Origin of the sequence: Pseudomonas sp. 21LCFQ010, from assembly GCF_024129905.1 — a bacterium.
Classification (GTDB): Bacteria; Pseudomonadota; Gammaproteobacteria; order Pseudomonadales; family Pseudomonadaceae; genus Aquipseudomonas.
This window is the reverse complement of record NZ_JAMYDZ010000019.1, coordinates 30444-45053: the sequence shown is the minus strand read 5'-3', so window position 1 is coordinate 45053 and position 14610 is coordinate 30444. Positions and strand designations below refer to the sequence as shown.

Below are 14610 nucleotides of genomic sequence, written 5' to 3'. Positions count from 1 at the left end.
CAGCAAACACGGCCCCTCTGTGGGGACCTTGGTCGCGAAAGGGCCAGTAAAATCGGCACATCTGCTGTGAATGTAAAGTCGTCTTCACAAGCAAGCTCGTTCCCACAGAGAACCGCGCCGACCGTAACCGATCGGCATTAGTCCTACATTGCGGCTCGCGGCTAAAGCAGATCGCCGGCCGACGAATCGCCGCCCGGCCGCCCCTACCGCTTCAGCCCTGCCAGGCGCTGACGAACGCGGCAGGATCTTCCTTGGCGGCCACACGGGGCGGGTTCTGCGGGGTGCCAAGGTATAGAAAACCCAGCACTTCTTCGTCATCACTCAGGCCAAAACCCTTGGCTACATGGGCCGAAAACGACAGCTCGCCGGTGCGCCAGACGCCGCCCAGGCCCAGCGCATAAGCAGCCAGCAACACCCCGTGGGCAGCGCAGCCGGCGGTCAGACGCTGTTCGCTGCGGGGCACCTTGGGGTGATCCTGCAAACGGGCGACCACCACCACGACCAACGGCGCACGCAACGGCCCCAGGCGCGCCTTGTCCAGTTGTTGCGCGCTGGCCTCGGGGTCTTGCAGCAGCAGTGCTTCGGCCAGCAGGTCACCCATGCGCTCACGGGCCGGGCCTTCGACGCTCAGGAAACGGTACGGCTTGAGCAGACCATGATCAGGCGCACGCAACGCCGCGCCGAACAGGATTTCACGCTGCGCAGCATCCGGGGCCGGCTCGACCAGACGCGGGACCGAAACACGGTTGAGCAATACATCGAGCGCCTGCATGGGCGAATCTCCTTGAAAGGTGGTCGGGCATTCTAGGCCACAGTGGCTATCAATAACGAGTGCAAACGCGATAAACAGCTACTCTTGGGCTAGCGGTTTACATGGCCTCAAGCGCAGGTAGAATGGCGCCTCCTTCCCCACCCGTCCGAGCAGTTTCATGGCGTTGCCGACCCTTCGCATCATCGGTTTTATCATCGGCATCTTCCTGATCACCCTGGCGATCTCGATGATCGTGCCGATGCTGACCCTGGTGATCTACGACCGTTTCGAAGACCTGCGCTCGTTCCTGTGGGCCAGCGCCATCACCTTTATCGCAGGTCTTGCGCTGGTGATACCCGGGCGCCCGGAACATGTGCACCTGCGCCCGCGGGACATGTACATGCTGACCGTGTCGAGCTGGATCGTGGTGTGCATCTTCGCCGCCCTGCCGTTCTTGCTGACCACCCACATCAGCTATACCGACTCGTTCTTCGAGAGCATGTCGGGTATCACGGCCACCGGTTCGACCGTGCTTAACCACCTGGACAGCATGTCGCCGGGCATCCTGATCTGGCGCTCGATGCTGCACTGGCTGGGCGGTATCGGCTTTATCGGCATGGCGGTAGCGATCCTGCCGTTGCTGCGCATTGGCGGCATGCGGCTGTTCCAGACCGAGTCCTCGGACCGCTCGGAAAAGGTCATGCCCCGTTCGCACATGGTGGCCAAGTACATCATCCTCGCCTATGTCGGCTTTACCGTGTTCGGCAGCCTGGCGTTCTGGTGGGCGGGCATGGGCATTTTCGATGCGATCAACCATGCGATGTCGGCGATCTCCACCGGCGGCTTCTCCACCTCGGACCTGTCGCTGGCCAAATGGCCGCAACCGGCGGTGCATTGGGTCGCAGTGGTGGTGATGATCCTCGGCAGCCTGCCCTTCACCCTGTATGTGGCGACCCTGCGCGGCAACCGCAAGGCGCTGTTCAGGGATGAACAGGTGCAGGGGCTGCTGGGCCTGCTGCTGGTCACCTGGGCGCTGATGACCCTGTGGTACGGCCTGACCACTGACCTGCCATGGCTTGACGCCCTGCGCCACGTCGCGCTGAACGTCACCTCGGTGATCACCACCACCGGCTTTGCCTTGGGCGACTACAGCCTGTGGGGCAATTTCTCGCTGATGCTGTTTTTCTACCTGGGCTTCATCGGCGGTTGCTCCGGCTCGACGGCCGGCGGCGTGAAGGTGTTCCGCTTCCAGGTCGCCTACATCCTGCTCAAGGCCAACCTTAACCAGTTGATCCACCCGCGGGCGGTGATCAAGCAGAAGTACAACGGCCACCGCCTGGACGACGAGATCGTGCGCTCGATCCTGACCTTTTCGTTCTTCTTCACCATCACCATCTGCGTGATCGCCCTGCTGCTGTCGCTGCTCGGCCTGGACTGGATGACCGCCCTGACCGGCGCGGCCAGCACCGTGTCCGGGGTCGGTCCGGGGCTGGGTGAAGTGATCGGCCCGGCCGGCAACTTCGCCAGCCTGCCGGATGCCGCCAAATGGATTCTGTCGGCCGGCATGCTGCTGGGCCGGCTGGAGATCATCACCATCCTGGTGCTGTGCGTACCCGCATTCTGGCGTCACTGATGACGCGGCTTGTCGATCAGGGCTAGACTCAGACCTGATCGACAAGAGGACGTCATGCATGGAAAACGTCAGATCTTTCGCCAGTTTCGCGCAGTTCTATCCGTTCTATTTGCAGGAACACCGCAACAGCACCTGCCGGCGCCTGCACTTTGTCGGCACCAGCCTGGTGATCTTCCTGCTGGCGTTCGGTATCGGCAGTGGCCGCTGGTGGTTGCTGTGGTGGGTGCCATTGGCCGGTTATGGTTTCGCCTGGCTCGGGCACTACGTGTTCGAGAAAAACCGCCCGGCGACCTTCAAGCATCCGTTCTATAGCCTGCTGGCGGATTTCGTGATGTTCCGCGACATGCTGCTGGGCAAGGTGCCGTTCTAAGACGGCTTGCCTTATGGGGTCGGCCGACGATGCGCTGTAGGACCGGCCGGGCGGCGATCGGCTTTAGCCGGGAAAGCATTCACCGCTGTACGCGGGAAGCCCGTTCGCGGCTGAAGCCGCTCCTACGAGGCCGTCACCGCCTGTTCTTCGCGCTGTTTCGCCGTGCCCTGCGCATCGGCCAGTCGATACAGTTCGATGGTGCCGTCCAGGTGTTCGATCAGCGCCGTGCAGGACTCGACCCAGTCGCCGCAGTTGAGGTACTGCACATCCCCAACGTCGCGAATTTCCGCATGGTGGATATGCCCGCAGACCACGCCATCCAGTCCTCGGCGCACGCATTCGTGGGCAATCGCCTGCTCGAAGTCGCTGATGAAGCTCACTGCAGTCTTGACCTTATGCTTGAGGTACGCCGACAGCGACCAGTAGCCATAACCGTAGCGAGCGCGCCAGTGGTTGAGCCAGCGGTTGAGGGTCAGGGTGAATTCGTAGGCCGAGTCGCCCAGAAAAGCCAGCCAGCGGTGGTAGCGGGTAATCACGTCGAACTGGTCGCCATGGATCACCAGCAGGCGACGGCCATCGACGGTGACGTGCTCGGCCTCATCCACCAACTGGATATTGCCAAGGATCAGCTTCGAGTAACGGCGCAGGAACTCGTCGTGGTTGCCGGTGATGTAGATCACCTCTGTGCCACGCTTGCTCATGGTCAGCAGGCGGCGGATCACGTTGGTGTGCGCCTGGGGCCAGTACATGCCGCCGCGCATCTTCCAGCCATCGATGATGTCACCGACCAGGTAGATCGTGTCGGCCTGATAGCCTTTGAGGAAGGTCGACAGATGCTCGGCCTGGCAATCACGAGTGCCCAGGTGCACGTCGGAGATCCACAGGGTCCGTACCCGTTGCTTGCGGCTGGGCTTGGCGAATTCGGCGCTGGTCATACTGAACCTCCGGCAGGTTTTGGCGTAGCGTGCGCCTGACCGGTGAATTGAATATGACGTCAAGATGGCGTTAACGTGACAGCCGCCGGATTGCCGACCGGTCTGTTACTCAGCCACGCGGTCGTTGTGCCCCAGGTCGCGTTGCGGATCGATCTGGTCACGCACCCGTTGCTTGAGTACCTTGGCTTCCGGGAAGCCTCCATCGGCCTTGCGCTCCCAGATTTGTACATCGGCGCAGGTGATGCGAAATATCCCGCCCGTACCCGGTTCCAGACAGACCCGGCCAAGATCATCGCCAAAGGTACTGAGCAACTCCTGCGCCAGCCAGGCTGCACGCAACAGCCATTGGCACTGACTGCAATAGGTGATGACGATTTCGGCTTTAACGGTGCTCATCGAGGCAGGTCCCTGACGATGGATTGGAGAGCACCATGATACGCCGTCTGGTTGTTTGTAACCGGCCCAACAACCTTCAACTGCGCAATCAATGACCCGGGATTTGCGCCCCACAGCCCATTGCTGTGCTCCACACCCATTAACTTCGAGGCTTTCAGTGATGCGCAACACCCTGCGCAGCAAGATGCAATGGCTTGCCCGAAGCTTGTTCATTTTCTGTCCAGCCACTCACCACGGAAAACCACAACCCATTGATAAAACACAAAATTCTGTATTCGGCACAGTTCTTGGTTTGTCCGCCTGACGCCGCCGAACCGGCGCACATCTGCGACCCCGGTCAGCGCAAGGAGATCTGCCATGTCCGCCGCCCCCCAACAGCACGTTTTTACCCTCACCCTGCCCGGCCAGCATGATTTTCAGGTGCTGGCCTTTCAGGGCCGCGAAGCGCTGAACGAGCCGTTTCGCTTCGATATCCAGCTGGTCAGCGAACGCCAGGATCTGGATCTGCAAGCCTTTCTGCATCGCCCGGCGTTCCTGCAACTGAGCGCCGAGGGCGGTGGTATTCATGGTCAGGTCGAGCGCATCGCCCAGGGTGATCGCGGTCAGCGGCTCAGCCACTACCAATTGAGCCTGCGCCCGCGCCTGGCCAATCTCGCTTACCGCAGCAACCAGCGAATATTCCAGAACAAGAGCGTGCAGGAGATCATCATCCTGCTGCTCAAGGAGCACGGCATCCTTGCCGATGCCTGGCGCTTTCATGTGCACAAGCCGTACCCGCCCCGCGAGTACTGCGTGCAGTATCAGGAGTCGGACCTGCAGTTCATCCAGCGCCTGTGCGAAGAAGAAGGCTTGCACTATCACTTTGAACATAGCCGGCAAGGCCACGTGCTGGTGTTTGGCGACGACCAGACGTTCTTCCCGCGGCTGGCGCCCCAGCGCTACAACCCCAACACCTCGATGGTCGCCACGACGCCGGTGGTCAAGCGCTTCAAACTGCGCCTGGAAACCCGCAGCAACCGTACCGCCCGGCGTGACTGGAGTTTCACAATCCCACGGGTGCATTTGCACAGTGAGGCCAGCAGTGACGCCCCGCTCGACCTTGAAGACTATGTCTACCCGGCACGCTTCAGCCACCGCGAGCACGGCCAGTTGCTTGCTACCCGCGCTCTGGAACGCCATCGCCATGACCATCAGTTGGCCGAGGGTCACAGTGACCAGCCGCAACTGGTCAGCGGCCATTTTCTGCCCCTGACCGAACACCCGCGCGAGGTCTGGAATGAGTTGTGGTTGCTGACCGAGATCCAGCACGAAGGCCATCAGCCGCAAGTGCTTGAAGAAGCCGGTGAACCGGCGGCGCTGTCCCATGGCGAATTCAGCCAGGGCTACCGCAACCGCTTTCTGGCCACCCCGTCACAGGCGCTGTACCGTCCGCCGTTGCGCCATCGCAAACCACGGGTACTGGGCAGCCAGACCGCTATTGTCACCGGGCCCGCCGGGCAGGAGATTCACTGTGACCCGCATGGCCGGGTCAAGGTGCGCTTTCATTGGGACCGCGAGCGTCAAAACGACGAGCACTCCAGTTGCTGGATGCGCGTGGCCAGTGGCTGGGCCGGCAGCCACTACGGTGCGGTCAGTTTGCCCAGGGTCGGCACCGAAGTGCTGGTGACCTTTATTGAAGGCGACCCGGACCAACCCTTGGTCAGTGGCTGTCTGTACCACACCGACCAGCCACATCCCTATCCACTGCCCGAACACAAGACCCGCAGTGTGTTCAAGAGCATGAGCAGCCCAGGCGGTGGCGGCTTCAATGAAGTGCGCATCGACGACCGCCAGGGTCAGGAGCAGATCTTCGTCCATGCCCAACGTGACTGGGACCAGCGCATCGGCCACGACCAGAGAGTTCATGTTGGCAACGAACGCCACGAGCGGGTCGAAGCCACCAGCTACTCACACCTGTTGGCCGATGAGCACACCACTATCGATGCCGACCGACGCACGCAGGTCCAGGCCAATGATCACTTGAGCGTCGGCATGACCCAGCATGTGCGGCTGGGCGTCGCGCAGTTGGTCGAGGCCGGTCGGGAAATTCATCTCAAGGCCGGCAGCAGGCTGGTTCTCGACGGCGGTCAGCAAATCACCCTCAAGGCCGGCGGACACTTCATCAGCATCAATGCCGCTGGCATCACCATGAGCACCCTGCCCCTGCCTGACCCGCTGGGGATGGCCGCCGACGGCAGCCCCGCCCAACCTCTGCTGCCAGGCCCCCTGGACGCTGCCGCGAGCAGTGAACCACCGCCGTTGCGGGTAGCAGCCCAGCAGTTGACGTTCAAGCGCAGCGCCCGTTGCGAGCCATGCGAGCAAGCCGCGCGCAAGGCCAAGCCATGAACCTGACGCACTACCTGCTGGTCGACGGCCTGCTCATGCCTGACGCGCTCAGGCAGCTCCACGGCCGCCAGCAAAACCTCGACATCGAACCGCTGTACCTCGGCACCCGCTGGGCCGACTTCCAGGCCCAAGGCCCGATCCTGGTACAGGCCAGTGCATCACTCAGGGACGCATGGCCGAGCGATCCACACTGGCAGTCCTGTGCGAGCCTGCTGGCCAGTGGCGCAGCGCTGCTGGAGATTGCCAACCACCTGCGCCACTTCATCTGCCCGCCGGACGCGTTGGGCAATGCCAGCTTGCTGCGCTTCTCTGATCCGGTGGTGATGCATCACTGGCTGAGCAGTTTCGCTGCCGGGCAACTGGACCTTACGCTGGGTCCGATTGATGAGCTGCGGGTCGCAGAGCCCCGGCAACCCTGGCAGGCCGCCAAAGGTATCGCCGCATTCCGTGTAACCGGCGAGCGCCAGCCCTGGGCAGTCGGTTTCGCCCTGCAAGGTGCGCAGCAGCTCGAAGCCTTCGAACAGGCAACCGTGTTTGTCTTTCAACAACGCCTGTACAACTGGCTGCTTGGCGAGTATCCCACCGCCTTTGCCGGGCAAAGCCCCAACCAGATCGATCAATGGCTGGAGCAGTCACTGAGCAGTGGCCGTGAATGGGGGCTGATCACCGAGTTTGGTTTTGCGACCTGGGCCAGATACCGCCTGGCGCTGGGTGAAGACTTCGTCACCGCGCCCGATGGCGTCTGGCAGCAGTGGCTCCGGCAACAGACCGCACCCCGTTGTACCTCACCTGAACAACAGCTGGACGACTTCGATCTGCATCACAACAGCCTGACAGCCAGCCTCAGCGGGCATTAGCCACCCGCCGCAACGCGGTCAAGGTCTGATCTACTGCGGCACCGTGCTCGCCGGCCTTGACTCCCAGCAACCCCAGCAACCGGGCCCGGATTGCCTGGAAGCCAGGCTGACCGCTGTCACGCTGGCGCGGCAGGTCGATATGGATCTGGTCGGCGATTTTGCCGTGAGCCAGCACAATGACCCGGTCGGCCAGCAAGATGGCTTCATCCACGTCATGCGTCACCAGCAGCACCGCCGGGGTGTGTTTGCGCCATAGATCAATGATCAATTGGTGCATGCGGATGCGGGTCAGTGCATCAAGGGCGGCGAAGGGTTCATCGAGCAATAGCAGTTGCGGTTCGCGCACCAGGGCACGGGCCAGAGCAACCCGCTGGGCTTCACCACCGGACAGCGTCGCCGGAAAGGCATTGATGCGATGCGCCAGGCCAACCTCGGTCAGCGCTGCCTCGGCGCGGGCCTTGGCATCAATGCTGCGCAGGCCAAGGGTGACGTTTTTCCAGGCGCGTTTCCAAGGCATCAGCCGCGGTTCCTGAAACACCGCAGCGCGGGCCTTGGGCACCCGCAACTCGCCACCTTCGATACTGTCGAGCCCGGCCAGGCTGCGCAGCAAGGTGGTCTTGCCCGAACCACTGGCACCCAGCAAGGCGACGAATTCGCCGGGGGCAATGTCCAGTTGCAGATTGTCGATCACCCGCTGTTCGCCGAACTGGCGCACCACCTTACGCAGTTGGACGGCGGCAGGCGGCTGGTGCTCGGCACTGGAGCGGGCGGCGACGGGTTCCTGCAGGTCGAGAGCGTTCATGTTCAGGTCCTCAAGAAGGTCGGACGCCAGGCCAGTGCATAGCGTTCCAGAGTGCGGATGATGCCGTCGATCAACAGGCCCAGAACGCTGTAGATCAACAGGCAGATGACAATCACATCAGTGCGCATGAAATCGCGGGCATCACTGGCCAGGTAACCGATGCCGGCGGTGGTGTTGATCTGCTCGACAAACACCAGGGCCAACCACGAGATGCCCAGCGAGTATCGCAGGCCGACAAAGAACGAAGGCAGCGCGCCCGGCAGAATCACATGCCAGATCAGTTCGCGGCGGCTCAGGCCCAAGGTATTGGCCGCCTCGATCAGTTTGGGGTCGATATTGCGGATACCGGAAAACAGATTCAGATACACCGGAAACGTGGTGCCGGTGACGATCAGCGCCACCTTGGTGAATTCGCCAATCCCGAACCAGAGAATGAACAACGGCACCAGCGCCAGGGATGGAATGGTGCGCAGCATCTGCATGGGTGAGTCGAGAATCACTTCACCCTGTTTCGACAACCCGGTGAACAGCGCCGCCGCCACGCCAATTGCCACACCGATGCCCAAGCCGAGCAAGGCACGTTGCAAAGATACCCATAAGTGCCCGGCCAGTTCGCCGGAACTGATCATCTCCCACAGCGTGCCACCTATCTGCGAAGGCGCAGCGATTACCCGGCCAGGCAACAGGCCCGTCTGAGAGGCCAGTTCCCAGAGCAGCAATAACGCCAGCGGGCTGAGCAGGCGCACCACGAATGCCGGAACCGTCCAACGGCGCGCACCCGGTTTGCCAGCCGTGTGGGCCGGGTCAGGCTTGCTGATGGTTAGATAGCCGGCGGCGGCAGGCTCAAAGGCTTTTTCAGGCATGGGCAGCTTCCTTGGTAGTCACTCGGACGACACACATCCGAGTGGAGCAAGGCCCATGCTAGGCGCATAAGAAACGTCGGTGAAATTCTATTTAGCGATAACCTAATGTTTAAATCTTCTGATCATCGCCATTTATATAATGCAGATTTTTTATACAAAGCAGGTTCAGGCTGCGGCTGACACCTGCTTGAGCGAATGGGCTACCAGATTGCCAAACGCGTCGACCGGCGCTTGCAGATTGCCCAGAAAGCGCGGGTAAACCAGCCACAGGTCCATCACCGGCTTGAAGTCCTTGAGGTTGACCACCGCCAGTTGCTCACGGTGGGCACTGCGCTCCAGCAACGGCCGTGGCACCAGACCCAGCCCCATGCCATCGGCAACCAGCCCCAGTTGCAACTCAGTGCCGAAGGTTTCCAGGTTGACCTTCAGGCCCAGCCCCTGGTCAGACAAGGTGCGTTGCAAGCCGGCACGAAAACCGCAGCCGTCAGGGTTGAGCACCCAGCCCTGCTGGTAACAGTCAGCCAGTTTGACGGTCTTTTTCGGCGCCGATTCGCGAGCGCAGACCACCACCAGCTCGACCTTGCCGATCGACTGGCCAAGGATGTTGTCCGGAAAAATCTTGCCGGCCGGAAACAGTGCAGCTGCGGCATCCAGCTCGCCGTTCTCGATCTTGCCGATCAGGTGGCTGCCCCAACCGGTCACCACTTGGGCACGCAGCTCGGGAAACTCACCGCGCAATTGCTTGAGAGCGTCGAGCAACACCACATCGCCGATGGTCTGCGGCACGCCGAGACGCAACTGGCCGCTGGGCGGTGTATCGCTGGCCACCAGCTCGCGCAGGGCGTCCATCTCACGCAGGATCGCCAGGCACTTCTGATAGACCTGATGCCCCATGGGGGTGGGTTTGAGCGGTTTGGTATTGCGGTCGAACAGCTCGACCCCCAGCGCCTGCTCGAAATTCTGCACGCGCCGGGTAATGGCCGGCTGGGTCAGTTGCAAGGACTCAGCCGCGTGGCTGATCGACTGACAGCGGATCACTGCAACGAAAGCATCGATATCATCAATTTTCATTCGAACCGCACATAAAGGCATAAAAGGAACATAGGCAAAAAGCATAGTGCCATTCGCGCTTTCTGGAAAGTCCGATAACGTGCCGAACGCGCGGCGTGGCGGGTCCCGGACGAACCGATGCATATGCAAGGTCACAACGACAAAACAGCTTATAAAGAGCTTTTGGTTATATTCTAATCATAAAAAAATAGCATATTAAGTACAGCTATTATGTTTATATCCAGCCATGCCTCACCACCGCCTGGAATGGATATGTCACACACGCCTCATCCCGAAAGACTCCGTGCCTTTATCGGTGCGCTGGCCGAACTGATCGACGGCAATCCGCACGAGAGCGACCTGCTGCATCGCGGTGGCCAGTTGTTGTCGCAACTGGTCAGCTTCGATGACTGGCTGCCCGACGAATTTGCCATCCCGGACCCCACCCGCTACCAGCAGTTTCTGCTGCACGCCGATTCAAGGCAGCGCTTTTCCATCGTCAGTTTTGTCTGGGGACCGGGCCAGAGTACACCGATCCACGACCACCGGGTCTGGGGTCTGATCGGCATGTTGCGCGGCGCCGAGTACTCGCAAGGCTTCGTGCGCAGCGCCGATGGCCGGCTGGAACGTGAAGGCCCGGCCATCCGCCTGGAGCCAGGTCAGGTCGAAGCCCTGTCGCCACGCAGCAACGATGTGCATCAGGTCAGCAATGCCTTTGCTGACCAGGTGTCGATCAGCATTCACGTCTACGGCGCCAACATCGGTGCGGTGCGGCGTGCGGTGTACCTCGACGATGGCACCGAGAAGCCGTTCATTTCCGGGTATTCAAACGCCTTTCTACCCAACATCTGGGATCTGTCAAAAGAAGCGAGCCAAGCACGATGACTACACAAGCAACCCGTTCCTATACCGATATTCGCCAGGCGCTGCTGGACCGGCAAGAACTGGCCCTGGTCGACGTGCGTGAAGAAGCTCCGTTCGCCGAGTCGCATCCGCTGTTCGCGGTCAACATCCCGCTGTCCAAGCTGGAGCTGGAAGTGCTGGCGCGGATTCCGCGCAAGGACACCCCGGTGACCGTCTACGACAACGGCGAAGGCCTGGCGCAGCGTGCCGTGCAGCGCTTTGTCGAGCTGGGCTACAGTGACGTGAAACTGCTCGAAGGCGGCCTGGCCGGCTGGGGCGCGGCGGGCGGTGAGTTGTTCATCGACGTCAACGTGCCAAGCAAGGCGTTTGGCGAACTGGTCGAGCACCATCGCGGCACACCGTCGCTGGCCGCCGAAGAGGTCAAGGCGCTGCTCGATGCCAAGGCCGACGTGGTGGTGCTCGATGCCCGCCGCTTCGACGAATACCAGACCATGAGCATCCCGACCGGGATCAGTGTGCCCGGCGCCGAGCTGGTGCTGCGCGCCCGCGAACTGGCACCCGACCCGAGCACCCGGATCATCGTCAACTGTGCCGGTCGTACCCGCAGCATCATCGGCACCCAATCGCTGGTCAACGCTGGCCTGCCCAACCCGATCAGCGCCCTGCGCAACGGCACCATCGGCTGGCTGCTGGCTGGCCAGACCCTGGACCATGGTCAGGCCCGGCGTTTTGCCCAGGTCAGTGAACAAACCCGCCAGAGCGCCAGCGCCGACGCCCGCCAGGTCGCCGACAAGGCCCGGGTCCAGCGGGCCAGCCTGGCTGACCTGCAGCGTTTCCAGGCAGAGGCCGCGCGCACCACTTACCTGTTCGACGTGCGCACCCCGGAAGAATTTGCCAAGGGCCACGTGCCCGGCGCACGCTCGACACCGGGCGGGCAACTGGTGCAGGAAACCGATCACTTCGCCAGCGTGCGTGGCGCGCGCATTGTGCTGGCCGATGACGACGGCGTGCGCGCCAACATGTCAGCTTCATGGCTCGCGCAACTGGGCTGGGAAGTCTACGTGCTGGACGACTTGCAGCCGGCTGACTTCAGTGCCAGCGGCGAGTGGGACGCCCCCGCCCCGCCAACCCCGCAGGTCGAGCAGATCAGCCCCGAGACCCTGGCCCAGTGGCAGGCTCAGGGCAACGTCGCGGTCCTGGATTTCACCGCCAGCGCCAACTATGTCAAACAGCATATCCCCGGCGCCTGGTGGACATTGCGCGCCGATCTGGCCAACGCCCTGGCAAAGATCCCGAGCGCCGAACGCTATGTGCTGACCTGTGGCAGCAGCAAGCTGGCGCGCCTGGCCGTGGCCCAGGTCGAGGCGCTGACCGGCAAGCCGGTGTTCCTGCTTGAGGGCGGCACCGCCAGCTGGATCAAGGCCGGCCAGCCGCTGGAACACGGCGAAACCCGGCTGGCTTCAGCGCGTACCGACCGCTATCGCCGCCCGTATGAAGGCACCGACGCCCCCCGTGAGGCGATGCAGGCCTACCTGGACTGGGAATATGGCCTGGTGGCGCAACTGGGTCGTGATGGCACCCATGGGTTTTATGTGATCTGAACCGAAGACAGCCGCTCCTACGGCGCCCGGCCGGTCCATGCAGGTCCAGCCGGCCCTCTCATTTTCAGGAGAATTTTTCATGAGCAAGCAAGGTCATCTCAAGCAGCGTCATCTGAAACTGGGCGCCATGGTTCATGGTGTCGGTCACGGTTGGGGCGAGTGGCGCCATCCGGACGCGCTGGCTGATGCCAGCGTCAACTTCGGTTTTTACAAGCAGCAGACCCGCCTGGCTGAAGCCGCCAAATTCGACTTCGTGTTCATTGCCGACAGCCTGCACATTCACGAAAAGTCCAGCCCGCATTACCTCAACCGTTTCGAGCCGTTGACCGTCTTGTCGGCACTGGCGGCCACCACCGAACATATCGGTCTGGTGGCGACGGTGACAGTGAGCTACACCGAGCCCTTCCAGGTCGCCCGGCAATTTGCTTCTCTGGATCACATCAGCGGCGGTCGCGCCGGCTGGAACATCGTGACCTCCTGGCTGAGCGGCACCGCCGATAACTTCGGCAAAAGCGAACACCCGCCGCATGCCGTGCGCTATCGCATCGCCAAGGAGCACGTTTCGGTGGTGCGTGGCCTGTGGGACTCCTGGGAAGACGACGCCTTTATCCGCAACAAACAGAGCGGCGAATTCTTTGCCCCCGACAAGCTGCATGCACTCAATCACCAAGGCGAGTTCTTCAAGGTCAAAGGTCCGCTGAACATTGCCCGTTCGCGTCAAGGCCAGCCGGTACTGTTCCAGGCCGGCACCAGCGAAGACGGGCGTAACTTCGCCGCCGAATATTCCGACGCGATCTTCGTCCATGTCGAGTCGCTGCAGGACGGCATCGCCTATTCGGCAGACCTGAAAAAGCGCGCTGCCGGCTTTGGCCGTGACCCGCAGACGCTGTCGATTTTGCCGGGCATCCGCCCGATCGTCGGCCGTGACGAGGCCGAAGTGGAGGCGCGTTTCCAGCAGGCCGTAGAACTGGTCAGCATCGAGGATGCCATCGTGGCTTTGGGCCGCCCGTTTAACGACCACGACTTTACTCAGTACCCCCTCGACGAGCCGTTCCCGGAACTCGGCGACCTGGGCGCCAACAGCCAGAAAGGCGGTTCCGACCGGATCAAGCGACTGGCCAGAGAACAGCAGTTGAGCCTGCGCGAAGTGGCGTTGTGGTTCTCCCGGCCGAACCGGGATTTCGTCGGCACCCCGGAGCACGTCGCCGACGCCCTGCAGACCTGGTTCGAACAGGGCGCGGCCGACGGTTTCATCATCAATTCGCTGCTGCCCGATGGCCTGCAGTATTTCACTGAACTGGTGGTGCCGATCCTGCAACAGCGTGGCCTGTTGCGCACCGAGTACAGCGGCGCCACCCTGCGCGAGCATTTCGGCCTGGCCAAACCGGCCAACCGTTACAGCGCAACAACACGCCCCGAGGACGCCGTCGCATGAGCCAGTCACTCAACCAACAACTGGCCGACCTGCACGCCGAGCGGGTCGCCAGCTGGGCGCCTGAAGCCCTGCAAATCAACATCAACCAGCGCCAGTTGCTGGTCGATACCGCCGACACCGAACGCTTCGTCAAAGCCGGTGATCACATCGGGCCGTTCGAACTGCTCAAGGTTGAAGGCGGTGTGCTGAGCCGCGACCAGTTGCTGGCCGAAGGCCCGGCGGTGCTGGTGTTCTTCCGCTTTGCCGGCTGCCCGGCCTGCAATCTGGCCATCCCGCATTACGATCGCCAACTGGCGGCGGCGCTCAAGGCCAGGGGCGTACCGTTGGTGGCGGTCAGCCCACAGGTGCCTGAGCGTCTGATCGAGATCAAGCACCGACATAACCTGACCCTGCAAGTCGCCAGCGACAAGGACAACGTCCTGGCCAGGCGGCTGGGGATTCTCTACAGCTTCGACGAGGCTTCGCGCCAGGCGGCATTAAGCAAGGGCTCCTCGATTGGCGAGGTCACCGGCACCGGCACCTGGGAGCTGCCACAGCCCACCGTGGTGGTGCTCGACCGCGAAGCGCGGGTGGTGTTTGCCCAGGTCAGCCCCGACTGGCTGGTGCGTGCCGAAGCCGAACCCATCCTGCAAGCCGTCGAGCTGGCCCTGACCGCAGCGACGGTCTGA

Annotated in this window: 14 protein-coding genes; 8 read left to right on the top strand and 6 right to left on the bottom strand. The window is 62.1% G+C overall.

All coding sequences use genetic code 11. The features are described from left to right. Window positions 1–211 precede the first annotated feature (211 nt). Window positions 212–772, bottom strand: a complete 561-nt coding sequence (locus NJC38_RS19905) for a nitroreductase family protein (RefSeq protein WP_253116766.1) — start codon at window positions 770–772, stop codon at window positions 212–214. Between the two features lie 157 nt (window positions 773–929). On the opposite strand from NJC38_RS19905, the gene NJC38_RS19900 reads away from it, so the two are divergent. After that, window positions 930–2384 (top strand): TrkH family potassium uptake protein, encoded by a 1455-nt coding sequence (locus NJC38_RS19900; protein ID WP_253116764.1) that lies wholly within the window; start codon window positions 930–932, stop codon window positions 2382–2384. Window positions 2385–2442: 58 nt separating this feature from the next. After that, window positions 2443–2754, top strand: a complete 312-nt coding sequence (locus tag NJC38_RS19895) for a DUF962 domain-containing protein (protein WP_045481624.1) — start codon at window positions 2443–2445, stop codon at window positions 2752–2754. A 122-nt stretch (window positions 2755–2876) separates the two neighbouring features. On the opposite strand, the gene NJC38_RS19890 is transcribed toward NJC38_RS19895, so the two are convergent. Then, a complete protein-coding gene (locus tag NJC38_RS19890) occupies window positions 2877–3689 on the bottom strand; it encodes a UDP-2,3-diacylglucosamine diphosphatase (RefSeq protein WP_253116762.1) in 813 nt (270 codons plus the stop codon). Between the two features lie 105 nt (window positions 3690–3794). Continuing rightward, window positions 3795–4085 carry a SelT/SelW/SelH family protein gene (locus NJC38_RS19885; protein ID WP_045481630.1) on the bottom strand — a complete coding sequence of 97 codons (291 nt, stop codon included), beginning with the start codon at window positions 4083–4085 and terminating at the stop codon, window positions 3795–3797. Window positions 4086–4442: 357 nt separating this feature from the next. Here NJC38_RS19885 and tssI point away from each other — a divergent pair, with 357 nt between their 5' ends. After that, complete coding sequence (gene tssI / locus NJC38_RS19880) at window positions 4443–6470, top strand: type VI secretion system tip protein TssI/VgrG (RefSeq protein ID WP_253116760.1); 2028 nt, start codon at window positions 4443–4445, stop codon at window positions 6468–6470. Further along, a complete protein-coding gene (locus NJC38_RS19875) occupies window positions 6467–7327 on the top strand; it encodes a DUF4123 domain-containing protein (protein WP_253116758.1) in 861 nt (286 codons plus the stop codon). The genes tssI and NJC38_RS19875 overlap by 4 nt, the downstream gene beginning before the upstream one ends. Here the strand turns inward: NJC38_RS19875 and NJC38_RS19870 are convergent. From NJC38_RS19870 to NJC38_RS19860, 3 genes are all read right to left on the bottom strand, one after another. After that, the gene (locus NJC38_RS19870) at window positions 7314–8129 is read right to left on the bottom strand and encodes an ABC transporter ATP-binding protein (RefSeq protein WP_253116756.1); all 816 of its coding nucleotides are present in this window, start codon (window positions 8127–8129) and stop codon (window positions 7314–7316) included. The two genes, NJC38_RS19875 and NJC38_RS19870, sit on opposite strands and share 14 nt — an antisense overlap. 2 nt (window positions 8130–8131) lie before the next feature. Continuing rightward, window positions 8132–8992 carry an ABC transporter permease gene (locus NJC38_RS19865; protein ID WP_253116755.1) on the bottom strand — a complete coding sequence of 287 codons (861 nt, stop codon included), beginning with the start codon at window positions 8990–8992 and terminating at the stop codon, window positions 8132–8134. Between the two features lie 165 nt (window positions 8993–9157). Continuing rightward, entirely contained in the window at window positions 9158–10063 is a 906-nt protein-coding gene (locus tag NJC38_RS19860) for a LysR family transcriptional regulator (protein ID WP_045481645.1), read from the bottom strand. A gap of 252 nt (window positions 10064–10315) precedes the next feature. Here NJC38_RS19860 and NJC38_RS19855 point away from each other — a divergent pair, with 252 nt between their 5' ends. The 4 genes from NJC38_RS19855 (at window position 10316) to NJC38_RS19840 (ending at window position 14610) form a co-directional block, all read left to right on the top strand. After that, complete coding sequence (locus tag NJC38_RS19855) at window positions 10316–10927, top strand: cysteine dioxygenase (protein WP_045481648.1); 612 nt, start codon at window positions 10316–10318, stop codon at window positions 10925–10927. Further along, the gene (locus NJC38_RS19850) at window positions 10924–12507 is read left to right on the top strand and encodes a rhodanese homology domain-containing protein (protein ID WP_045481651.1); all 1584 of its coding nucleotides are present in this window, start codon (window positions 10924–10926) and stop codon (window positions 12505–12507) included. The genes NJC38_RS19855 and NJC38_RS19850 overlap by 4 nt, the downstream gene beginning before the upstream one ends. A gap of 79 nt (window positions 12508–12586) precedes the next feature. Beyond that, on the top strand, window positions 12587–13942 hold the full coding sequence (locus NJC38_RS19845) for an LLM class flavin-dependent oxidoreductase (RefSeq protein ID WP_253116753.1): 1356 nt from the start codon (window positions 12587–12589) through the stop codon (window positions 13940–13942). Further along, window positions 13939–14610 (top strand): peroxiredoxin-like family protein, encoded by a 672-nt coding sequence (locus NJC38_RS19840; RefSeq protein ID WP_045481658.1) that lies wholly within the window; start codon window positions 13939–13941, stop codon window positions 14608–14610. Before NJC38_RS19845 ends, NJC38_RS19840 begins: the two co-directional genes overlap by 4 nt.

Excerpts from the sequence above, each read along its gene's own strand:
- NJC38_RS19905 (WP_253116766.1), bottom strand. The coding sequence starts at position 772 with ATGCAGGCGCTCGATGTATTGCTCAACCGTGTTTCGGTCCCGCGTCTG.
- NJC38_RS19900 (WP_253116764.1), top strand. The coding sequence starts at position 930 with ATGGCGTTGCCGACCCTTCGCATCATCGGTTTTATCATCGGCATCTTC.
- NJC38_RS19895 (WP_045481624.1), top strand. The coding sequence starts at position 2,443 with ATGGAAAACGTCAGATCTTTCGCCAGTTTCGCGCAGTTCTATCCGTTC.
- NJC38_RS19890 (WP_253116762.1), bottom strand. The coding sequence starts at position 3,689 with ATGACCAGCGCCGAATTCGCCAAGCCCAGCCGCAAGCAACGGGTACGG.
- NJC38_RS19885 (WP_045481630.1), bottom strand. The coding sequence starts at position 4,085 with ATGAGCACCGTTAAAGCCGAAATCGTCATCACCTATTGCAGTCAGTGC.
- tssI (WP_253116760.1), top strand. The coding sequence starts at position 4,443 with ATGTCCGCCGCCCCCCAACAGCACGTTTTTACCCTCACCCTGCCCGGC.
- NJC38_RS19875 (WP_253116758.1), top strand. The coding sequence starts at position 6,467 with ATGAACCTGACGCACTACCTGCTGGTCGACGGCCTGCTCATGCCTGAC.
- NJC38_RS19870 (WP_253116756.1), bottom strand. The coding sequence starts at position 8,129 with ATGAACGCTCTCGACCTGCAGGAACCCGTCGCCGCCCGCTCCAGTGCC.
- NJC38_RS19865 (WP_253116755.1), bottom strand. The coding sequence starts at position 8,992 with ATGCCTGAAAAAGCCTTTGAGCCTGCCGCCGCCGGCTATCTAACCATC.
- NJC38_RS19860 (WP_045481645.1), bottom strand. The coding sequence starts at position 10,063 with ATGAAAATTGATGATATCGATGCTTTCGTTGCAGTGATCCGCTGTCAG.
- NJC38_RS19855 (WP_045481648.1), top strand. The coding sequence starts at position 10,316 with ATGTCACACACGCCTCATCCCGAAAGACTCCGTGCCTTTATCGGTGCG.
- NJC38_RS19850 (WP_045481651.1), top strand. The coding sequence starts at position 10,924 with ATGACTACACAAGCAACCCGTTCCTATACCGATATTCGCCAGGCGCTG.
- NJC38_RS19845 (WP_253116753.1), top strand. The coding sequence starts at position 12,587 with ATGAGCAAGCAAGGTCATCTCAAGCAGCGTCATCTGAAACTGGGCGCC.
- NJC38_RS19840 (WP_045481658.1), top strand. The coding sequence starts at position 13,939 with ATGAGCCAGTCACTCAACCAACAACTGGCCGACCTGCACGCCGAGCGG.